Source organism: Chryseobacterium sp. Leaf180 (genome assembly GCF_001424585.1).
Classification (GTDB): Bacteria; Bacteroidota; Bacteroidia; order Flavobacteriales; family Weeksellaceae; genus Chryseobacterium.
Genome location: NZ_LMPJ01000010.1, coordinates 261,916 through 283,929, shown reverse-complemented (window position 1 = coordinate 283,929; position 22,014 = coordinate 261,916). Strand labels below are relative to the sequence as shown.

Sequence of the window (22,014 nt, the reverse complement as noted above, 5' to 3'; positions counted from 1 at the left end):
TTAATTTATGCTCAGATACACAGCAACCATCGCCAGAATCGCCGGCAAAGCCTGAACAAAAAATATCTTTTTCGTTGCTGAAACCGCTCCGTAAATTCCGGCAACTGCGACGCACCCTAAGAAAAACAATGCAATATTTGCCTGCCACAGAGGAACTTTAATGAATAAAGACCAGATCAGTCCGGCCGCAAGAAAACCGTTATATAAACCCTGATTGGCTGCCAAACCTTTAGTCGGCTTAAAAAGTTCTTCCGGCAAGGCAGCTTTGAAAACCTTTTTTCCGGCGGTTTCCCATGCAAACATTTCCATCCAGAGAATATACAGATGCTCTATCGCCACGACCGCAATTAAAATTTTAGCAACAATTTCCATAGTGTGATTTTCAGTAAAAATAACAATTGCCGGGCATAAAATCATCCGAACTTTAATATAATGCAGAATGTAAATGTATTACAAACGAATTATATTGCTTTAAATATAGATTTAGCCAATAAATAACATTAATTAAGTGTTTAGATTAAATAAAATTTTACCATTGAGTATTTTGGTAAGAAAAAAGTATTAATTTAGTTATGCTGAAAATGAGAAATCTCAGTAAGAACTTAAAAACTTGTTTAACTAAAAACTTTTATTCATTATGCCGATCAGCAACTTAAACAACGACCATCTTACCGCAGCCGAACTGAATGCCATCGAACAGGGCATCGCCGCTGCAGAAACGGCTTTGCAGAGATTAACGGTGAATCTCACGCCGCAGGACCGCAAAAAGTACGGAAGCATCAATGAGCAGAATAAGCTGCTCGTAAACAAAGTCTACGATTACAACAAGAGCCAGCCCAACCTAAGCGTGAGCGATATCGACTGGGTGGAATTTGAGAAGGACTACAGCTCGCGCAAAAATCTGGAGGGACTGATCTCGCGTCTGGAAAACCTACTCTCCAGACTTCGAGATGCAAAGGTGCTTCACGACTACGATAACTACCAAGCGGCGTTGGACGACTACAGTTACACGGTGTACAAGGCGGGCAGCCAGGCGCCCGGCTTCCAGACGAAATACAACGATATGAAACAGTTTTTTAGCAGAACACCGAAGCCGGATCCTGAAACTCCGGAAGAAAAACCTTCATAAAATTTATTTTATAATGCACACACATCATCCTCAAACTTTAGTTTGGGGATTTTTTTATTGTCTAAAAACGATTTTATTTGATGTCCCGTCTTTATTAGTATTACGAAGCATTTTTCAGAAAAACATTCAGGACTTTTATCTGAAGAAAGACGTTTTCAATAGATCTGATGTGGTCGGGAAGGTGATGATTGAGGTAAAAGACCGCGTGGTTGGGGTTATTTACCGGAGTTTTGCGGTTGTGGACCGAAACGATGAGGTTCCGGACGTATGTTTTTGGGTTCGGGACGTCAACGATGAGGTTCTGAACGTCAAATTTGGGGTTTGCAACCGCAACGATGGGGTTCACAACGTATAATTTTCGGTCCGGAACGGCAACGATGATCTGAATAACGGCAACGGAGGGGTGGAGGATGTATATTTTGGGGTTGTGAACGTCAACGATTAGGTTGTGAGCGTCAAATTTGGGGTTTATAGCAGCAACGATGGTCTAATAAACGGATTAAGAATTATAAAAGATCAATTTTCTTATTACAGTAATAAAACTTCCTGCTTTTGGTAAGTCCTTTTTAGCTGATGCCCTTTTCTTCGTTATTCTGTTTTTCTAAAATCTGATTATACAGTTCATTTCGCTTGTTAAAAGATTTTATTGTTCCAATAACAGCACCTGTTTTTGTAAGTAAATAATTAAACTCCCAAATGTCGCTGTCATTAAATATAAATTGAATTTTTTCAGCTTCAAAGTTTTTTAGTTGTTCAACTTTCTCGGCTACAATTTTGAGTTTTTCAGTAGTCAATGAATTTAGAACTTTGTCTGCCTTGTGAGTAGTTATAACTAATTCAACATTACATTCGATGTTAGGATAAGAAATCACAAAATTCTTTGGTCTGCTTGATGGTTTTGCTTTCTTTATTGTTTCTATTGCAAGTTGGGATATTAATTTATATAATTTAGCCAAGTCTTCTCCAATTGCATCACCTAATTTTTCTGTAACTTTTGATTTGATTATTCCAAGAGTCGTAGCAAGGATTTTAGTTATTGTGATAACTGTTTCTGGGTCCGGTAACTGAGACTTTCGTCCAAATTCGGACGTGTCAAATTCTAAATCACTTTCTTGCTTTACTAATTCATAAATTTCTTTATGCTCATTTACTTTTTCAAAGTTTGCTGGGTCTGTTGGAATAGATAATTTTGTTGCCTCGGTTTCTTCACATTCAATAAAAGGATACTCTCCTTCATTAAAATATTCTTTTACCAATTGAGTTCCATCGTCAAGGGTAATAAATTCTTTTTTATCAAAATACATCATTTCAGCAGACAAATAATAATGCTTATCCTCTCCTTGAAAAACTTTTCCGTTACATATTGTACCAAATGGTGGAAAAGTCCTAATATGTTCTAATCCTAAACGTGGTTTTCTTATTCCATTTAGTTGAGACAACATACTGTCAAGAGCATCCTTCGTCATCCTAAAACCTTGACTGTCCAAGTGTGTTGAGCTAAGAATGTATTTTTGTCTTCGTATCATTTTCGTGGTCTGTTGAGGTTGCAACTAACATCTGGACTTGCACATAGCGCCAATTCAAACTATAATTATTTTTATATTGTAGCGCCAATCAATTATATTCTATGTTTATACTTAATATATATATAGTGACTAACTACTGATTTTTATTTAATTAACTACTTCATCAAATCCAAGCCCCCAAAATTACCCGAGCTCATCATCATATACACGCCGTCGGTTTTATCTAAAGAATCCCAGTAGGTGTGAAGTTCTGCAGCGTTGGTGAAGACTTTCAGGTTTTCGTTTTTGAACTTTTCTTTGATGAGACCCGGGGAAATCGGCTCCATTCTTTTGATTTTTAGGGCATCTTCAGAGTAGAAAACGATGGCTTCGTCGAGTCCGTCCATCGCGTGATCGTACTGCTCCAGAAAAACAGGGTTGAGACTGGAGTAGGTGTGGAGCTCAAGAAATCCGTATTTTTTTTCGTTTTTAAACTGCTCGCAGAAGGCTTTTACTACTGCTTTTACTTTGCTTGGTGCGTGTGCAAAATCTTTGTAGAGAATTCCGCCGTCAGGTCTTTCAACTTTCTCAAGACGCTTGCTGGCACCTTTGAAACTCATGATGGCTTCATAAAAATCTTCATCCATGATTCCTAAAGTGTGACAGATGTGTCTCGCCCCTTCAAGATTCAATAAATTATGTGCACCAAATACAGAAAGCGGAATGTCGCCCATCTCGGTTTTCAGGTGAACTTTTCCGTTCACAATATCGTATTCCGGAGTTTTGTAAGGGATTTTTCTAAAAAAGTTTTCGGCATTTTCAACCACTTTTACCACTTCTGCATCCTCTTCGTTGTACACCAAAACACCTCCGGGAGTGATGCTCGCGATGAACTTTCTGAACTGATCAATGTAGTCATCAAATGTCTTAAATACATTGATGTGATCCCACGCGATGCCGCTCATTAATGCGATATTTGGCTGATAAAGGAGGAATTTTGAACGTAAATCGATAGGAGAGGAAAGATATTCATCGCCTTCCAGAATCATAAAATCGTTTTCCTGCGTGAGTTTTACCATGCAGTCGAAACCTTCAAGCTGCGCACCGACCATGTAATCGACATCTTTCTGATGGAAATTCAGCACGTGAAGAATCATGGAAGTAATCGTCGTTTTACCGTGCGAACCGGCTATGACGACGCGCGTTTTATTTTTTGACTGTTCGTACAGAAACTCGGGATATGAATATATTTTTAAACCTAATTCTTCTGCTTTCGCCAGCTCAGGATTGTCCTGATGAGCGTGCATTCCGAGGATGACGGCATCAAGATCTGAAGTGATTTTTTCCGGAAACCAGCCCAGTTCTTCGGGCAGAATTCCTTTTTTCTCAAGACGTGATTTTGAAGGTTCAAAAACGGCATCATCAGAGCCGGAAACTTCATATCCTTTATCTTTTAACGCAATAGCAAGGTTGTGCATCGCGCTTCCGCCGATGGCAATGAAATGGATTTTCAAATTTATGGAGTGTTTTTTACTTTTTTACTGATGATTTCCTGAAAAGCACCGGTGATGGCTGCCCAGTTTTTCTGATCTTTTGCCAAAATAAATCCTGCATCTGTCTTACTGGCACTGTTTTTACCGTTTTTCACAACGATAGTCACAGACATTCGGTCATATACTTTTTTATGATCTTCTTCTATAAACCGGAATCTTTTTTCACTTAAAATTTCATCAAGTTTTTGAAGTTCAGCGGAAGTTAATTTAAAACTAGAATTCGTTTTTTTACCTTTTCCTTCGAAAGAATAATAGGCATCTGTGCCTTTAATGAGAAGATTTTCGTAAACCGGAGCATAGCCTCCGCTTTTGGAATAGCTGATATCGTAATCTGAATATACTTTCTGTGTGTTGCAGGAAAGTACCACTAAAATTAATATGAGCATTCCTATTAATTTTTTCATTCCGTAAATTTTAAGGATTATTTTGCTCAGATTTTTTAGATTTCAATTCTTCGTCGTACGTATGCAACAGATTAAAATCTTCGGTCTGCTCGATAGCAATCATGATTTTGCGGAGAATTTCGTGCGCGTTTTCTTTATCATAATCGATGTCGAGCGGTTTTTTGAATTCCATGGTAGGCTTGATTCCGGTTACTTTTACTCGAAGGCCTTTCTTATCGAAAGCTCTTCTGAAACCGTCAATCTTAATCGGAATAACGATCGGCCGCTGATTTTTTACCAGTTTTGCAGTTCCTTTTCTTCCCTGTGCAAAAGCGGCAGTTGTTCCCTGCGGAAAAGTTGCCACCCAGCCGTTGTCAAGTGCTTTCATGATGTTGTCAATTTCATTTAAATCAACAAGACGGTTTACGTTTTTACCTTCAGCTCGCCATGTTCTTTTTACGGTAACAGCACCGGCAATTTTAAAGATTTTAGGTAAAATTCCTTTATTCATCGTCTCTTCAGCGGCAACATAATAAAAATCAACGCGCGGATTGAGAAGATAAATAGGATTTTTAATGGTATTGAGATAGCCGTTGTTTACTGCGCAGAAAGCGTGATACATCGCGGCAACATCAGCAAAATAAGTCTGATGATTTGATACAAAAAGTACGTTGGAATCTGGAAGGTCAAGCAGGTTTTCTGTACCTGTAATCACAAGTTTGTTGAATCCGTTGAATCTCCGGTAAGAAATTAATCCTAAAACAAAAATAATTGCCCTCTTCAGAAAATAGGGTGTGCCGAATGAATCGGTAAAAATATTTTTCTTCGCCATCGCTTAAACAAACATGTAGGCGCAAAGTTACATTTTTTTGAGCAACTGGCTGAATTCGCTGAGGATCATTGCGGTCGCTCCCCAGATAATATGTCCGTTGAAATTGATTACCGGAACTTCTTTTCCGCCTGCGGCATCAAGTACCATAAGTTCCGGACTGTCGGGCAGTTTTAAAAATGAAGAAACAGGAAATTCTATGACTTCTACCGCTTCTGTTTCCTGAAGTAGAAACTCCGGGTTTTTGCGGCCGTAAGAGATGAAAGCGTGCACATAAAAATTGCTTGGCGGAATGTAGATAGGAGACATTTCGCGAATGATTCTCACGAAAGGTTTCCCCAAACCGATTTCCTCGGAAGTTTCGCGCAGAGCAGTTTCAGCAAAATTAAGGTCATCATCTTCACGCTTTCCGCCAGGAAGTGAAATCTGTCCGCTGTGACGGTCGCGTTCGTTTTCTGTGCGCACGATCAGCGGGAAAAACCATTCATCATCGCGAAGGTAAAGCACAATATTTACCGCTGCAAATTTTGGGTTTTTCTTTAGAATTTCTTCATACGTAAAGAGCGGTCTGTATGGCGGAGAAAAAACTCCGTGTGCCGTAGCGCCGCCCAATGTTGCATTTTTTATTTTTTTCAGAAGATCTTTTCCCAAACTTTCCATATCGTAAATGTAGCGATATATCTAAAACAAGAAAAGAGTAGCGGTGTTAATTTAGTTTTAAAATTATTGGAGATCAGCTTTAGAAGTGATATTTAAAGAAAAAAACCTCCGAAAGAATCGAAGGTTTTCTGAAAGTTTTTTCTAATTGGTAAAAGAGACCAATTCTTTTTTCTCTGAATTGTAAATCTTATATTCCAAATATTTGAAAGAGTCTCGTGGGATGATGATCACCCATTTTTTGTATTTTAAAAACCATTTCATCTGGATGCTTTTCAGACCTTTGGTAAGGAAAGCTTCTACGAAAGGATGTACGTGCAGATAAAGTTTGCCTTTTTCTTTCTGCATTATGCCTCTGATGGTGTCTTCCATCTTTTCTACAATCACAATAGGAGCCGAAATTTCCCCTACTTTGTTTGGGTTTTCTTCCTGGGTGTCGATCTGTCTTTCCGGACGGTTTCTCTGTCTGGTAATCTGTATCAGCCCAAATTTACTTGGCGGCAATATTTTGTGCCTTGCTTTGTCTCTGCTCATTTCGTTTTTGAAATGCTCAAAGAGATCTCTGCGGTGATCGGCGCTCGTCATATCGATAAAATCTACGACGATGATGCCTCCCATGTCACGAAGCCTTAGTTGTCTGGCAACCTCTGTTGCGGCCATTTTGTTTACATGCAGCGCATGCTCTCTGTTTGCTGTGCTTCCGGCAGAGATGTTGTTTCCTGAGTTTACGTCTACGACGTGCAGCGCTTCTGTATGCTCGATCACGAGATAGGCGCCTTTTGAACTTGGAATATTGACGTGCTTTCCGAAGCTTTGCTTCATCTGCTTTTCTACGTTGTAATATTCAAAAAGAGGAATGTGGGAATTGTAATACTGTACAATGTTTTTGCGTTCGGGAGCGATCATTTCCACGTAGTTTTTCATCTCTTCTACCATGCTTTCGTCATCGCAGTAGATGTTTACAAAATCCTGATTAAAATTGTCTCTCAGGATGGATGATGCTTTATCGTCTTCGCTCAAAACTTTGGAAGGCACTTTGCCTTTCTGGATGTTTTTAAACGTGTTTTCCCATTTCTGTACGAGCTGATTCATGTCATTATGCAGATCAGCTACTTTTTTGCCTTCAGCTACTGTTCTGATAATCACTCCGAAACCTTCAGGTTTTATACTTCCGATCAATGTACGCAGTCTTTCTTTTTCTTCAGCAGTGCGTATTTTTTTAGATATAGAAATCTTGTTGTCAAAAGGTATCAAAACTAAAAAACGCCCCGTGAGAGCAATCTGCGTAGAGATTCTCGGGCCTTTTGTAGAGATTGGTTCTTTGGTGATCTGTAAAAGAACAACGTCGTCTTTGGCAATGATCTTGTCTACAGTTCCGTTTTTGTCGATCTCCGGCTGGATCTCGAAATTCTTTAGACTGGAGCTGTTTTCTTTCTTTGCAATCGCTTCTTTCAGGAATTTTTTATACGTAAGAAACTGCGGTCCCAGATCCTGATAGTGCAGGAATGCGTCTTTTTCATAACCGATGTTTACGAAAGCTGCATTGAGGTTGGGTGCCAGTTTTTTTATTTTCCCGATGAACAGATCGCCTACTACAAAATCATTTTTGTCTTCCTCTTCATGAAGTTCACATAGTCTTCCGTCTTCCAGCAGTGCGATCTTCGTTAGATCACCCTCATGCGAAATGATAAGTTCTTTCTTCATTTTTATTAAGGTAAATTTTGCGTTTTGGGATTTTGTACAGTAGATAAAACGAATGTATCAGTCTGCAAAAACTCCCAAATCTGTTGGTAACAAACAAAAATATAGTCAATGGAGATTAAAAAATTAAAAACCCATCGACTATATTTGTATATAATGAATCTCAGGAGAGATTATTTTTTCTTATGTCTGTTTGCTCTTCTTCTTTTCTTTCTTTTGTGCGTTGCAACCTTGTGTCTTTTTCTTTTCTTTCCGCTTGGCATAATGTTAAATTTTTTTTGTAACTAGTTAATATTCAATTATAAATTATTTTACTGCAACTTTTGTTTTCACTTTTTCCACAAAAGATTTTGATGGTTTAAAAGCAGGAATGTTGTGTGCAGGAATTTCGATTGCAGTGTTTTTTGAGATATTTCTTCCCGTTTTTGCTGCCCTTGTCTTTACGATGAAAGAACCAAAGCCTCTAAGATAAACATTGTCTCCGTTATACATCGACGTTCTGATCTCCTGCATGAAAGCTTCCACAACTTTCTGTGTTTCATTCTTTTCGGTACCCAATTTATTTGAGATGGTGTTTACCAATTCTGCCTTTGTCATTCCTTTGTAAATTTTAAATTTTAGGTGTGCAAATTTAGTTATTTTTTTTGAATACAAACAAACAACTCCCGAAAATGTTCAGCTTAAATGTCTGACAATTCTGCTATTAGTGATCACTTCATCTACGATTGTTCTTTTAATCTAAGGTTTATTTACAAAAATTCCGCTTCTATTGTCTCAAATTTGAAATACCAAAATACCAATTCACTTATTGATTTCGGTCATATCATACACATTCATATTTAAAAACAAAAAAAGCCAGCATTATACATGTTGGCTTTCATAAAAACTAAAATTTAAAAAATTTATTTCTTCATATCCGGCGGATAGTTTGCCATAATTTCGGTAACAATCTGCGGAATCTGCTTTTGTTTTGCTTTTGGTCGGTCTACAGAAATTCCGCTTCCAACACCCTGCCAAACAAGTTTATTGGTTCTCGCATCAATCATATCTACGATAATCGCACCTTCGTTATAATTGCTCGTCCAGGTTCTGTTCATTCCCATTCCCCAGCCGAAACCTCCGCCCCAGCCCCACATTCCGCCAGGACTTGTATTGTTGATGTCTGTTACTTTTTTATGATTGGCTTTCACATTAATGATCAAATCTGGGCTTCCGGTCGAGCTCAAACCCTTCATCTGAAGCTGTTTTGAAAGTTCGTTCAAAACACGGTCTTTATCAATGTCATTTAATTTCAGATCATCAATTCTCAGTTTATACGTTTTGTATGATGTGAAATTTGCGGTTTGTGCATAATCAGATTTTACTCTAAAAGGGCTGCACGAACTTAGTATAAGACCTGCTGCCAAAGCTGCAAGTACATATTTTTTGCTGATTGCATTTATTATTGCTTTCATATCTTTTTTATTTTATTAATTTTTCTGAATCTATCAGTCGTTTTGTCGTATCCGTATGGGCAGTGCCGGCAGCCGCTTTTGCAGCAGTAGCCGCGCTTGAGATGGAAATTTTCGGTGAAAACTTTATAGCCCTGCTCGTTGTAATAAAAGTCTTCGTGCTCCTTCAGTTCATCTTTCGCCATTATTTCTTCTAAAAACTTTTATATTTGTTATTATGATAATTGTGTGCCAAAAGCTTCTCAAAAATACAAAAATAAATGGCATTACGCTTTTTCCGTTTATTTTAATTAAAAATACTGAGGATAAGCACAATAGCATACTTATTAATCATGAAAAAATACATCTTAGACAGCAATTAGAGCTGCTGATAATCTTTTTTTACCTGATGTATATCGCAGAATATTATTATCATTTATTCAGGCTGAAGAATGCTCAGAAAGCGTATATGGCGATTTCGTTTGAGCGCGAAGCGTACGATAACGAAAGAAGTCTGAATTATCTTAAAAACCGTTCTGTGTGGGCGTTTTCGAAATATTTTAAAAAATAATCCCGATGTCTTTTTTGATAATTCCTGAAAATGAAGTTCCGATAGTAAAAATTGAGACCGCGAAAAATGTAAGTCTTTACATGAAGCGTGAAGATCTCATTCATCCGCAAATTTCTGGCAACAAATTCTGGAAGCTTTTCTTTAATATCAATAATTATTTAGAAAAGAATTTTAAAAAGCCTTTGCTCATCACATTTGGGGGTGCCTTTTCAAATCATATTGCAGCGGTTTCTGAGCTGGGAAAACTGGCGCAGATTCAGACTTTGGGAATGATTCGTGGGGAAGAACTTTCAGAAAAGATTATTGAAAATCCCACTTTACTTTTCGCCCAAAAAAATGGAATGAATCTAAGATTTGTTTCCCGTGAAATCTACCGTAACAAAGAAAAACTTACAGAATATCTTCAGGAAGAGTTTCCACACGCACTCATCATTCCTGAAGGTGGAACGAATAGTGACGCTGTAAAAGGCGTAAAAATGATGCTCTCAAATCAAACAAAAGAATTTGATTATCTTTGCACCGCAGTTGGAACGGGCGGAACGGTTGCAGGACTTTCGGCATATTGTGAAGATAATCAGAAAGTTTTAGGTTTCAACGTGGTACGCGATGATTCGCTCAGTGAAAAAGTTTTAAAACTTTCCGGAAAGCAAAATTTTAGTTTAATTGATGCTTCTTACGGAGGTTATGGTAAAATAAGCAACGAAAACATCCGTTTTATTAATGATTTTAAATCAAAAACTGACATTGCTTTAGAACCGATTTATACCGGAAAAATGATTCAGAAGATTTTTGAAATGATTGCAGAAGATTTTTTCCCGGAAAACAGCAAAATTTTGTGTTTTCATACCGGCGGACTTCAGGGAATTGCCGGCGCCAACGACATGCTGAGAAGAAAAAATAGAAATTTAATTGTATAAATAATAAACCGTAAACAGCAGAATTCAGCATTTTAAAAAAGCTCTGATCTGACGTTTTTTAAAGTTTAAAAAAGCAAAACATGAAAAGACTTTTCTTACTAATTAGCCTTTTAGTTTTATCTAAATTCTCCGCTCAGACTTGGGCTACAGAAGATCAGTACATCCAGAAATTTGCGAAGTATGCCGTAGAGGAAATGGAAAAGTACAAAATTCCGGCTTCGATTACACTTGCGCAGGGACTTTTGGAAACTGGAGGCGGACAGAGCCGATTGGCTTTGGAAGGTAAAAATCATTTCGGAATCAAATGTAAAGAAGATTGGACGGGAAAATCGATGAAGCATACCGATGATGCACCGAATGAGTGTTTCCGGGTGTATGATGACCCAAAGCAATCCTACGAAGATCACTCGGTGTTTCTGGCCACAAGAAAATATTACGCAAATCTTTTTACGCTTGATCAAAAAGATTATAAAGCCTGGGCACATGGTCTGAAAAAAGCAGGATACGCCACAAACCCGCGCTATGCCAATATTTTGATCGGGAAAATTGAAAAATATAAACTGTATGAGTTTGATGACATCAGCTCAAAAGAAGTGCAGTTTGCGGTATTGAAAAAATATCCTGATCTGAAAAACGACCGCGCTTTTATGGCAAGCATCGAGCCTGCAAAAGTGATTTCTAAAGAACCGATCACGGTAAAAGTTCCATACAAACCGACATCTTACGCGCAACAGCAGAAACGCGTAGAAAATATCAAAACGCAGGCAGAAATTCTAAGTTCGATGATCATCAAAACCCATCCGAACGGAGGTTTGCGATATGTGGTAATTCCTGAGGATATTAATCTGCAGCTGGTTGCCGATAAATTTAAAATTCCTGAAGTAAAGCTAGCAAAGTGGAACGACCTCAACAATACTTATTTAAGAAAGAACGATATTCTTTTCCTTGAATCTAAAAATTCAGACGGAAATACGCCGACTTACAAAGCGGAAAGCGGAGAAGATATGCATGATATTGCACAGAAATTTGGCGTGAAACTCAGCAAACTTTACGCAAAAAACCGCATGAACGAAGGACAGAAACCGGCAACTGGCCAATTGATTTACCTCATCGACAAAAAACCAAGAAATTAAATTGGTATTTGGATTACTTGATAGTTATCAGTTTAATTTCTGATGATAATTCGCTGTCAGCACATAACCAAAAACTCTCAACTGTTTATAATGAAATATCAAAGAAGTTCGGCTTTGTTTGACGAAGCCTACAAATACATTCCCGGCGGTGTAAATTCGCCTGTCCGTGCTTTCAAATCAGTGGGCGGCGTGCCGGTTTTTATGAAATCTGCAAATGGTGCTTATCTTACCGATGCCGATGACAACACGTATGTCGATTACATTAACTCGTGGGGACCCGCAATTCTGGGACATACGCATCCGGAAGTTTTAGAAGAACTGAAAATGCAGGCTGAGAAAGGATTTTCTTTCGGCGCACCAACCGAACTTGAGACTGAAATTGCAAAATTCATCACCGAAAATGTACCGAATATCGATCAGATCAGAATGGTTTCTTCGGGTACAGAAGCGTGTATGAGTGCGATTCGTCTGGCGAGAGGATTTACAAAAAGAGACAAAATTGTAAAATTTGAAGGTTGCTATCACGGTCATTCAGATTCATTTCTGATAAAAGCTGGTAGCGGTGCAGCAACTTTCGGAAACCCAAATTCGCCAGGCGTTACTGAAGGCACAGCGAAAGATACACTCAACGCGAGATACAATGACATCGAGCAGGTAGAAGATCTTTTCAGACACAATGAAGGACAGATCGCTGCGGTGATCATCGAGCCGGTCGCCGGAAATATGGGCTGCGTTTTACCAGAGAATGATTTCCTTCAAAAACTGCGGACACTTTGCGATAAAAACGGTGCGCTTTTGATTTTTGATGAAGTGATGACCGGTTTCAGACTCGCTTTTGGCGGTGCTCAGGAAGTGTATAGTGTGAAGGCCGATTTGGTAACTTTCGGGAAAGTGATCGGCGGTGGACTTCCGGTGGGTGCCTTCGCTGGACGAAACGAAATTATGGATCATCTCGCTCCAAAAGGTGCCGTTTATCAGGCAGGAACTTTGAGCGGAAATCCTCTTGCGATGAGAGCCGGTTTGAAAACGCTTCAGATTATTAAAAATGACGCTGGATTTTTCGAAAGACTTAATAAAACCACAGAAATTCTGGATCGTGAAATCGGTAAAATACTGAGCGAGAAAAGTATTCCGCACAGAATCAACAGAAAAGGATCAATGATGTCGGTGTTTTTCCACATCAAAAGTGTTTCAAATTTTGATGAAGCGCAACAGGCGAATCATTCACTGTTCAATAACTTCTTTCACCAGCTTCTCAAGAGCGGAATTTATCTTCCGCCAAGTGGCTACGAAACCTATTTTATCAGCGATGCGATCAAAGAAAAAGAAATCGACATGACGCTGGAAGCCGTCAGAAAATTTGAATATTCTTAAAATAAATTTTAAATAAAAGAAAAGGATGGGTTGGTAGCTCATCCTTTTTTGTAGGTTAAAAACTTAGAAATTTTATTTATGTTGAAGCTTTAGATTTAAACTTAATGCTAGAATCACCCGGAACAATAGTAAAAATAATTTTAGATAGGGTTTCCAGATGTATTCTTTCAGGTTTTCAATACAGAAATTTTGCCTTTAATAAGGAGAAAACGGTTTAAATGGTTTTAATAAATGATAATTTAAGGTGGATTTAAAAATTATAAAGACAAAAAAATCCCTCAGAAAGATTTTCCGAGGGATTTTTCGATTTAAAATATGAAGTAAAAAATAGTGTTACAGAGCAGAAAGAAGGTTTACACCATCTACCGTTGCCCAAGCACCTGCAGGAAGAGATACTTTGGTTACTGTTGCTGTATTGGTAAAAGTTTTTCCACCATTTGGAGTGTACGCATAGCCCCAAACTAAAGGATTGTCTGAATCTAAATAAGTCATTGGAGCAACAACTATCTTATTGGTATTTACCTGTCCTGTTTCAGTAGCTGCGTCTTGTATTAATACTGAATAAGCTTTTTGAGTTCCTATATTTTTATATCCACTGATGTATACATTGGTGAAGATTCCAGAACCCTGTTTTTTAAATTGAATAGCAGAGATTTCCGGAGAATTTGCTCCTTCCGGGTTTGTGCCTGCTGCTCTGATTAAAGTAATATTGCTGATTTTTGGTGCGGTGTTATCAGCATTACTGGATGCTTCAATTTCCATTCCGAAGTTTCCTGTTCCAACCTGATATGCGTACCAGTTGCTGTTGAACTGTCCGCTCCACGCATCCTGCCAGTCAAAAGAATCGTCGTAGTTTCCGTAAGAAACAAGATTTTTTGCACTTACTGTTCCACCAAAAAACTCAAAACCGTCGTCTGTACCTTTGTAGGCCACAAGATTTTCAAGAACTGTACCTGCACCTACGGAATAGAATGTGAAAGTATTTGTTTCAGAAGTTCCGTCACCGATCTTTTTACCGGCATATTCTACACGCACAAATTTCATCGTTCCTGAAAAATCATTTGCATTGGTACCACCGTAAGAAAGTGCATTTCCATCTTCAGAGATTGCAGTTGTATTGCCATTCAGCGCTTTGATCGGCGCTTCTCCGTAAAGCGTAATTCCGCCCCAGTCACCGGGAGTCTTAGTGGAAGTTGTGAATACAATCGGCTCACTTGCAGTTCCCTGAGCGTTAATCAAACCGTCATTCAAAACCACAAGAGCACTGGTTTTATTGGTAACAACATTAAAGATTGCTCCGGCTTCGATCGTGATCGTAGCGCCGTTGGTAATTTTTACAACGCCATCTAATGTATAATTTCCCTTTTTTATTAAAAGATCTTTAGAGATAATTCCTGATAAAGTTCCACTTCCGTTCAGTACGCTTTCGGTAGTTCCCGGAGTTGTAGCTGTTCCGTTTTCCATTCCGTCGTTGATCTCGATGGTACAAGAAGTAACTCCAAATCCTAAAACTAAGGCAAGAGCTATTGGTAAAAATTTTGTTTTCATTTTCTTATTTATTTTTTCTTATTGACTAAAAAGTATATCCTACAGTCATATTTAAATTGGTTCCTCTGTAGAAGTTTGTGTACTGATAATTGTTGTTGGTATTTAACGGGTAATAATTATTTTTACCAAGCTCAATTCTGTATTGATTATCTAGAATATTTTGTACTGCAAATTTTACGTTCCAATTTTTAGTAATCTGCTCCTGAAAGATGATATCAAGTTGATTAAATGGTCTTTCGTAATAATTATCTGTACCTGAAGTTCCAACAGCAAATATTTTTGATCCTGTAACATTATAAACTAAAGAAACTGTACGTGTAAGTGCATTTCTTTTCTTCATTTCATACTTAAGATCTGCATTTATTGTATAAGGTGCTGCACCCTGCAGACCTCTTCTATGCAACTGATCAGTTGGTAAACCTTGTGGACCTTCAAGTCTTAGCTGATCGGCGGATCTCACCACATCGCTATACATAAATGTAGCATTGGTACCAAGACTGAAATTTCTTAATGATTCTGATATTCTGGAAAAGCTGATCATTGCTTCAATTTCAGCTCCTATCAAATTAGCTTTTTGAGAATTATAGTAGGTTACAGTAACCCCGTTTGAATTTGAAAAAGTGGTAAATGATCTTTCAATCGCATTATTAATCCTTTTAGCGAAAAGATTTACCGCAAACATTTCTTTATTAGAAGGATAATATTCCCATTTTAAATCAAGATTATAGTTTTCACTATTCAAAATCAATGGATTACCAAGAATATTCTCGTTGTCAGGGTTGATATAGAGAATTGGCATTCTTTCAATCAGAACGGGTCTAGTTACCGTTTTACTGAATGCAAATCTGATATTATTTCTGTCATTTACTGCCTTTTTGATCGCAATTGATGGTAAAAATAAACTCTGATCTTTTTTAATATTATTCCTTTTTGCAGATGATAGATCGCTGTATCTTATGAGATTCAAATCACTTTCATAACGTGCGCCAAGCAAAATATCCCATGTGTCATTTGGTTTGTAATTAATATTGGCGTAGCCTGCATTCACAAACTGATAGATTGATGAGAATGCCTGATAAGGATCAGATTCTTCCTGAAAGAAAAATGTTCCGTTTTGAAGATCTGTATTAAATCTGTTTTGAGGTTTGTTTCTATCCAGAATTAAACTTTGTGGAGTTCCATTAGGTTTACCAAAGATGAAACGATAAGAAGTTTTTCTCAAATCAGCAAAACCATTATATCCTAAATTGATCTGAAAAGGAAATTCTCTTCTGTCACCCTTTTCACCAAGCATCAAAGTATATTCACCAAAAGCAGAACCGTAAAATCTTGAATTAACATCTAAATATTGACGTATAATATTGTTTCCACCATAGCTTGTAAAAATCTGATCATCGCTAAGTTGATTTCCAAAATTATCTTTTCGTGAGCCTTCAAAAATTTTTCTGTCTGGCTGCTGGAAATTATTAAGAACGTAACTTGCACCAGCCTTTAAGCTGTTTCTTTCATTTATTTTATGTGAACCAGTCAACTGAAGATCAAGAAATTTTGAAATATCAAGCTGATTGGTTCTGAAAAAACCAATGTCTTTATTCTGTACCTGCTGATTTTTATACCCGAAGTAATCTTCTATAAAATTATTTGCGTTTTGTAAATAAATCGCGTTAAGATTAATCTGAGTCTTTCGGTTTTTATAACCTAAACCTAATAAAGCTGAAGATTCAAGTTCATAATTATACTGCTTCCTGTTCAGATCATTATTTAAAACGATCTGTCCGCCGTTATCCAGAAACTGGTTTTTGGCTCCTTCGCGGTAAGAATATTCTGAGCTTTGGTTTAAGGAAAACATAATCCCGATGTTCCCCTCTCCTGCTTTTATTTTTTGTGCTGTTGTAAAACCAATGCTTGTATTGGGCATTGCTTTTACTTTATCAATATTCCAACTGTCTTTAAAATATTCCTGAGACTGAGCCGCAGTAAAGCGCAAATTCGAAGGTCGTACATCTCGTATATTCTCAGGTATTCTGCGATCCTTACTGTTAAGTCCCAAATATCCTTTCATACCATCCGCATTTTCAGAAATAAGAAAATTATCTCTGAAAGTACTCAGCGTATTCACACCCACGCTGAATTCTACTTTAGAAAAAGGACGGTCCATCGTCAGTGTTTCGATGTCGAAAGTGGCGCCGGCAAAATCTCCGTAAAGATTCGAGTTGAATGTTTTATAAATATTAAGTTTTCCTACAACGTCGGTCGGAAACTGCTTCAAAGCAATAATTTTCTGAAAAGGATTGTTTGAAGGTGAGCCAAGCCCGTTTATCAAAAGATAGTTGTAGCGCTCTTCCAGACCTCTTACGAAAAGACCTCTTCCTTCAACCGTTGTGATTCCCGTGATTTTTGTAAGGCCCTGTTCTACGTTCGAAATTCCTTTTCTCGAAATTTCTTCGGCGCTTACGGCCTGTTTCTGTACCACCGCTTTTTTCTGCTCTAGCAAAACAGCAGTTTCAGTCTTTCTGTTGGTACTTCCCTGAATGACCACACCTTCGATTTTCTTCTCTCTGTTTGTAGAGTCGCTCTTGGTTTCCTGTGCATACAGTAAACTTCCGGAGGCCGTTAAAAACAGAACAGCGATACTCAGTTTTCTAAAATTCATTTTCTTTTTTACTATTTTCTTCGCTGCAAAGGAATAAAACAATGACCTCTCATCTGGTTTACCCAAATTTAATTTTTTCTTAACGGAACATTAAGGAATCACCGTTTATATTAAGTTTGTGTAAACGGGATTTTATTGCCGGTGCTGATGGTTAAATTTTGTTAACTTTGGCTGGTAAAAAATAAAAATGAACCAGAAAAAGATTCTACTGATAGATGATGAACTCGATATTTTAGAGATTCTTTCTTACAATTTAGAGAAAGAAGGCTACGACATCACTACGGCCACTAATGGAAATGAAGGAATCGAGAAAGCCAAAGAAATTATTCCCGATCTTATATTATTAGATGTAATGATGCCCGAGAAAGACGGAATAGAGACGTGCCAGGAACTTCGAAAGATTAAAGAACTTCAGAAGACACTCATCGTATTTCTCTCTGCCCGTAGTGAAGAATTTTCACAGTTGGCCGGTTTTCAGGCGGGAGCCAATGATTATGTGGTGAAACTTATCAAACCAAAGATTCTTATTTCTAAAGTAAATGCGCTTTTACAGCTGACTTCTCAGGTTTCCGATAATGCTAAGTTGATTGAAATAGGAGATCTTATTATAGATAAAGACAACTTCAGAGTTTCAAAAAGCGGACAGCAGTTTTTGCTTCCAAAAAAAGAATTCGATTTGCTTTATTTACTGGCTTCAAACACCGAAAAAGTATTTAAAAGGGAAGAAATTCTTGAAAGAGTGTGGGGCAATGATGTGATTGTCGGCGAACGTACGATTGATGTACACATCAGAAGACTCCGCGAAAAACTGGGTATCAACACCATCCAGACACTGAAAGGTATTGGTTATAAACTGATTGTTTAATTGTCTTTATAAAAGCTTACCATTTAATATTTGAAATTCTACAGACTTACTTTCGTCGCATCATGCCTCCTCACGATGGTGATGTTTTTTTTAGTGATCGTTTTCGATACACTGAAAGACCGCTATTATTATTCCTCACAGTTTAATCTTGGGCTTTTTCTTGGAATTGTGCTGATGTTTATTATCAATTACACGGTTCTGGAACTTCTTTTTAATTATTACGCTAAGAAACAGGTTCGGAAAATTTCCAAGATTTTGCCTGAAGAAATTGTGTATGATAATCAGGATAATATCACATTCAAGGAACTTAGTGAGCGGTTTTCAGATTTCAATCAACAGCAGGTCACCGAGATGGATATGATGAAGGAAATGGAAAGCTACCGTAAAGAATACATCGGAAACGTTTCCCATGAGCTGAAAACTCCTCTTTTTTCCATCCAGGGTTATGTAGAAACATTAGCAGATGGCGGAGTTGATAATTTAAATATCCGCGACAAATATCTCGAAAGGATCGGTATTTCCGTAGAACGGCTCATCGCGATTGTTAACGATTTAGATATGATCAACCGCTTAGAGTCTGGTGAAATCAATTTAAATAAATCAAAATTTGATATCAATCTTTTGGTGAAAGAAATTTTTGATCTGCTGGATCTTGAAGCCGAAAAAAACAACACTCTTTTGCAGCTATATACTTTGCAGAATCAGATTTTTGTGGAAGCTGACAAGCAGAAAATTTCACAGGTTTTTATTAATCTGATATCAAATGCCATTCATTACGCCAACCGCCAGGAAGCAAAAGTGACCGTAAAAACTACAATGGTAAAAAACAAAGTTCTTATCGATGTCATCGACAACGGAATGGGCATTAAAGCTGAACTTTTGCCCAGAATTTTTGAGCGGTTTTATCGTGTAGAAACCAGTCGCAGCCGTCGGCAGGGTGGCTCAGGTCTTGGTCTTGCCATTGTAAAACACATACTGGAAGCGCACAACGAAAACATCACGGTAGAAAGCGTTTATCTGGAAGGTACGAAGTTTAGTTTCATGCTGGAAAACTGCAGGTAAAGCAGAGAATGTAACGAAAAATTATTTCCTAAAAAATCTTTAAATATTTTTTGTCGGTATCAAATATTATATATTTGCAGTAGAGTTATCATGAAGAGATACAGGCTAAAGAAATTGGAAAAATGATATGGTTTACAAAATCCGAGTAATATTAGATACAAAGGAAGACATCTTCCGAGATATAGAAATTAAAGGAAAACAAACACTCTGGAATTTGCATTTAGGCATCAAAAGTGCCTTCAACCTGAGTGGTGAGGAGCTTTCTACTTTCAATCTTTTGGAAGAAGACGGCACAGTGGTAAAAAGTGTTCCGCTGGAAGATATGAGTGACGATGGCGATGGCGAGATCATGTCTGATGTTTACATTGATGAAGCTTTTGAAGACAGCGGCGACAAAGCTCAGTTTCAGTACGGTTTGCTGGATCTATGGGAATTTTTCTGCGAACTGGTAGAGATTGTTGACGAAACAAAAGGTGTAAATTATCCGATTACTACATACCGTTTTGGGAATGCTCCGCTAAAAGCGCCAAGCAAATCAGGATCTGGTGGCACAAAAAGTAAAAAATCGGCGATGCCTTTAATGGATGATGATTTTGCTTTCGAAGATGATTTTGCTTCCTCAGGAACTTTCGTAGATGAAGACGATGATTTTGATGATGAAGACGATGTGGATGATTATCACGATGATGAATTTGACGACGAAGACGATCGCGACAGATTATAAAATATTTCCCCCGAAAATTTTTCGGGGGATTTTTTTATTAGATTAAAAACTCTGCTGCTGCAAACTTATTTTTAAATAACAATCATTAATTTTGTTGAAAGCAGTTTCATGATCAGAATAATTTTTGCTTTAATGATCGGGTTTTCGCTCGCATCCTGCAGCACACAAAATTTAAAGAAAAAAATGGATTTACCACAAGAATGGAAACATACGACCAATATTTATGAGGTTAATGTAAGACAATATACAAAGGAAGGCACATTCAAAGCATTTCAGAAAGAGTTGCCTAGATTACGGAAAATGGGTGTAGAAACGATCTGGTTTATGCCCATTACCCCAATTGCTCAGAAAAACAAAAAAGGAAGTTTAGGAAGTCAGTACGCTGCGGCAGATTACACGTCAATCAATCCGGAATTTGGTGATCTGAATGATTTTAAAATGCTCGTAGATGAGGCGCATAAGCTTGGTTTTAAAGTTATTATTGACTGGGTGGCCAATCATACAGGTTGGGATCATGTCTGGACGAAAACAAATCCTGAATATTATCTGAAAGATGCAGACGGCAGTTTTCACATCGCTTCCGGGATGGATGATATTATTGAACTCGATTTTTCTAAACCTGAACTGCGCATGGCAATGATCGATGCAATGAAGTTTTGGGTAAAAGAAACCAATATCGACGGTTTCCGTTGTGATCTTGCCTCTTGGGTGGAACTTGATTTTTGGCAGCAGGCGAGATCTGAAGTTGAAAAAGTAAAGCCTCTTTTTTGGATCGGTGAGTTTGATGAGCTTGAAAATCCTGACTACGGAAAAGTTTTTGATGCAAGTTATTCCTGGAAATGGATGCATAAAACTGAAGATTATCACAAAAAAAATGAGCCACTTTCTGAGTTGAGAGATTTGCTGAAACAGTATTCTGAAATCGGCGGTCATTCGATGCGCGCATGGTTTACTTCAAATCACGACGAAAATACATGGAACGGAACTGAGTACGAAAAATACGGCGCGATTGCCAAACCTTTAGCAGTTTTCTCCGCAACGTGGAACGGTATTCCTTTGCTGTATTCCGGACAGGAAATGCCTAATCTGAAGCGTCTTGAATTTTTTGAAAAAGATCCTATCAAATGGAACGGCAACTACGAATTGGAAGATTTTTACCGCAAATTATTTGATTTGAAAAAAAGAAATAAAGCTTTGCGAGGTGGCGATCCGGCGGCCTATACTCATATTTTAAAAACTTCTGCAGACGATAAAATTTTTTCCTATATCAGAAAAAATGGTGAAGTTGAGGTTTTGGTGGTTTTAAATTTATCCAAAGAAGCGGTAGAATTTACCATCGATGATTCTCAACTTTCCGGTAGTTTTAAAAATATTTTTGATCAGTCTGAAAGAGATTTTACTGCTGATAAAAAGTTCAGTTTCAAAGTTTCTGATTTCGCTGTTTTTGAAAAGAAATCTTAGTTTTAAAATGCAGAAAGCACAAATTTTAAATATTCTGAAAGAAAAAATTTCAGAGAAAATCCAGACTTTTGAAAATCTGATTTCCGAAACCCGCGCTTCAAGCAATGATACCAAAAGTTCGATGGGCGACAAATACGAAACGGGGCGAGAAATGCTGCAGCAGGAAATCAACAATGTGCAGAGACAGCTGAATGAAGTGCTGAAACAACAGGATGTACTTCAGAAATTAAATACAGAGAACTGCTCAAGAGTACAGACTGGTGCTCTGATACAAACAGAAAACGGACTTTTTTATATTTCTGTATCTGCGGGAGAAATTATTTTTGAAGATCAGAAAATCATGACGGTCTCAGCAGATTCTCCATTGGCAAAAGCGATGCATGGTAAAACTGCTGGTGATCTTTTTGCTGTCAACAATATGCAGCAGAAAATTCTTAATGTTTTGTAATTTAGAAATTTATAGACAGAATTTAAGAAAAAATTATTATTAAATAAAATTGAGACAATAAAGAATTTCCG

At 37.7% G+C, this 22,014-nt stretch carries 23 protein-coding genes; 11 read left to right on the top strand and 12 right to left on the bottom strand.

Annotated elements, in window-relative coordinates:
* A complete protein-coding gene (locus ASG01_RS12375; RefSeq protein WP_055864292.1) occupies window positions 1-372 on the bottom strand; it encodes a DUF1304 domain-containing protein in 372 nt (123 codons plus the stop codon).
* 265 nt (window positions 373-637) lie between these two features.
* On the opposite strand from ASG01_RS12375, the gene ASG01_RS12370 reads away from it, so the two are divergent.
* The gene (locus ASG01_RS12370) at window positions 638-1,129 is read left to right on the top strand and encodes a hypothetical protein (protein WP_055864062.1); all 492 of its coding nucleotides are present in this window, start codon (window positions 638-640) and stop codon (window positions 1,127-1,129) included.
* Window positions 1,130-1,142: 13 nt separating this feature from the next.
* Entirely contained in the window at window positions 1,143-1,484 is a 342-nt protein-coding gene (locus ASG01_RS12365; protein WP_055864060.1) for a hypothetical protein, read from the top strand.
* 211 nt (window positions 1,485-1,695) lie between these two features.
* On the opposite strand, the gene ASG01_RS12360 is transcribed toward ASG01_RS12365, so the two are convergent.
* From ASG01_RS12360 to ASG01_RS12320, 9 genes are all read right to left on the bottom strand, one after another.
* Window positions 1,696-2,595 carry a hypothetical protein gene (locus tag ASG01_RS12360; protein WP_055864058.1) on the bottom strand — a complete coding sequence of 300 codons (900 nt, stop codon included), beginning with the start codon at window positions 2,593-2,595 and terminating at the stop codon, window positions 1,696-1,698.
* A gap of 215 nt (window positions 2,596-2,810) precedes the next feature.
* Window positions 2,811-4,148: a UDP-N-acetylmuramate--L-alanine ligase gene (locus ASG01_RS12355; protein ID WP_055864057.1), complete on the bottom strand. Its 1,338-nt coding sequence runs from the start codon at window positions 4,146-4,148 to the stop codon at window positions 2,811-2,813.
* A 2-nt stretch (window positions 4,149-4,150) separates the two neighbouring features.
* On the bottom strand, window positions 4,151-4,591 hold the full coding sequence (locus ASG01_RS12350; RefSeq protein ID WP_055864054.1) for a hypothetical protein: 441 nt from the start codon (window positions 4,589-4,591) through the stop codon (window positions 4,151-4,153).
* A gap of 10 nt (window positions 4,592-4,601) precedes the next feature.
* On the bottom strand, window positions 4,602-5,402 hold the full coding sequence (locus ASG01_RS12345) for a lysophospholipid acyltransferase family protein (RefSeq protein ID WP_055864053.1): 801 nt from the start codon (window positions 5,400-5,402) through the stop codon (window positions 4,602-4,604).
* A 27-nt stretch (window positions 5,403-5,429) separates the two neighbouring features.
* A complete protein-coding gene (locus tag ASG01_RS12340; protein WP_055864051.1) occupies window positions 5,430-6,059 on the bottom strand; it encodes an NUDIX hydrolase in 630 nt (209 codons plus the stop codon).
* Window positions 6,060-6,200: 141 nt separating this feature from the next.
* Window positions 6,201-7,760: an Rne/Rng family ribonuclease gene (locus ASG01_RS12335; RefSeq protein WP_055864049.1), complete on the bottom strand. Its 1,560-nt coding sequence runs from the start codon at window positions 7,758-7,760 to the stop codon at window positions 6,201-6,203.
* Window positions 7,761-8,063: 303 nt separating this feature from the next.
* A complete protein-coding gene (locus tag ASG01_RS12330) occupies window positions 8,064-8,354 on the bottom strand; it encodes an HU family DNA-binding protein (protein ID WP_034674127.1) in 291 nt (96 codons plus the stop codon).
* A 305-nt stretch (window positions 8,355-8,659) separates the two neighbouring features.
* The gene (locus tag ASG01_RS12325; RefSeq protein ID WP_055864047.1) at window positions 8,660-9,211 is read right to left on the bottom strand and encodes a DUF4136 domain-containing protein; all 552 of its coding nucleotides are present in this window, start codon (window positions 9,209-9,211) and stop codon (window positions 8,660-8,662) included.
* The gene (locus ASG01_RS12320; protein WP_055864045.1) at window positions 9,208-9,393 is read right to left on the bottom strand and encodes a DUF5522 domain-containing protein; all 186 of its coding nucleotides are present in this window, start codon (window positions 9,391-9,393) and stop codon (window positions 9,208-9,210) included. Before ASG01_RS12320 ends, ASG01_RS12325 begins: the two co-directional genes overlap by 4 nt.
* 32 nt (window positions 9,394-9,425) lie before the next feature.
* On the opposite strand from ASG01_RS12320, the gene ASG01_RS12315 reads away from it, so the two are divergent.
* From ASG01_RS12315 to hemL, 4 genes are all read left to right on the top strand, one after another.
* A complete protein-coding gene (locus ASG01_RS12315; RefSeq protein WP_055864043.1) occupies window positions 9,426-9,758 on the top strand; it encodes a hypothetical protein in 333 nt (110 codons plus the stop codon).
* Between the two features lie 5 nt (window positions 9,759-9,763).
* Window positions 9,764-10,675: a 1-aminocyclopropane-1-carboxylate deaminase/D-cysteine desulfhydrase gene (locus ASG01_RS12310; protein WP_055864041.1), complete on the top strand. Its 912-nt coding sequence runs from the start codon at window positions 9,764-9,766 to the stop codon at window positions 10,673-10,675.
* Window positions 10,676-10,755: 80 nt separating this feature from the next.
* Window positions 10,756-11,808 carry a glucosaminidase domain-containing protein gene (locus ASG01_RS12305; RefSeq protein ID WP_055864039.1) on the top strand — a complete coding sequence of 351 codons (1,053 nt, stop codon included), beginning with the start codon at window positions 10,756-10,758 and terminating at the stop codon, window positions 11,806-11,808.
* Between the two features lie 90 nt (window positions 11,809-11,898).
* Entirely contained in the window at window positions 11,899-13,182 is a 1,284-nt protein-coding gene (hemL, locus tag ASG01_RS12300; RefSeq protein WP_055864037.1) for a glutamate-1-semialdehyde 2,1-aminomutase, read from the top strand.
* A 333-nt stretch (window positions 13,183-13,515) separates the two neighbouring features.
* On the opposite strand, the gene ASG01_RS12295 is transcribed toward hemL, so the two are convergent.
* Together ASG01_RS12295 and ASG01_RS12290 are read right to left on the bottom strand one after the other, a co-directional pair.
* Window positions 13,516-14,730 carry a hypothetical protein gene (locus ASG01_RS12295; protein WP_055864036.1) on the bottom strand — a complete coding sequence of 405 codons (1,215 nt, stop codon included), beginning with the start codon at window positions 14,728-14,730 and terminating at the stop codon, window positions 13,516-13,518.
* Between the two features lie 25 nt (window positions 14,731-14,755).
* Window positions 14,756-17,383 (bottom strand): TonB-dependent receptor plug domain-containing protein, encoded by a 2,628-nt coding sequence (locus ASG01_RS12290; protein WP_055864034.1) that lies wholly within the window; start codon window positions 17,381-17,383, stop codon window positions 14,756-14,758.
* A 187-nt stretch (window positions 17,384-17,570) separates the two neighbouring features.
* Between ASG01_RS12290 and ASG01_RS12285 the strand changes: the two genes are divergently transcribed.
* From ASG01_RS12285 to ASG01_RS12265, 5 genes are all read left to right on the top strand, one after another.
* Window positions 17,571-18,248 carry a response regulator gene (locus ASG01_RS12285; protein WP_055864031.1) on the top strand — a complete coding sequence of 226 codons (678 nt, stop codon included), beginning with the start codon at window positions 17,571-17,573 and terminating at the stop codon, window positions 18,246-18,248.
* 30 nt (window positions 18,249-18,278) lie between these two features.
* The gene (locus ASG01_RS12280; RefSeq protein WP_055864028.1) at window positions 18,279-19,310 is read left to right on the top strand and encodes a sensor histidine kinase; all 1,032 of its coding nucleotides are present in this window, start codon (window positions 18,279-18,281) and stop codon (window positions 19,308-19,310) included.
* Between the two features lie 127 nt (window positions 19,311-19,437).
* A complete protein-coding gene (locus ASG01_RS12275; protein WP_055864027.1) occupies window positions 19,438-20,034 on the top strand; it encodes an IS1096 element passenger TnpR family protein in 597 nt (198 codons plus the stop codon).
* A 108-nt stretch (window positions 20,035-20,142) separates the two neighbouring features.
* Complete coding sequence (locus ASG01_RS12270) at window positions 20,143-21,495, top strand: alpha-amylase family glycosyl hydrolase (RefSeq protein ID WP_055864025.1); 1,353 nt, start codon at window positions 20,143-20,145, stop codon at window positions 21,493-21,495.
* A gap of 7 nt (window positions 21,496-21,502) precedes the next feature.
* Window positions 21,503-21,943 carry a hypothetical protein gene (locus ASG01_RS12265; RefSeq protein WP_055864023.1) on the top strand — a complete coding sequence of 147 codons (441 nt, stop codon included), beginning with the start codon at window positions 21,503-21,505 and terminating at the stop codon, window positions 21,941-21,943.
* The last annotated feature ends 71 nt before the right edge of the window (window positions 21,944-22,014 follow it).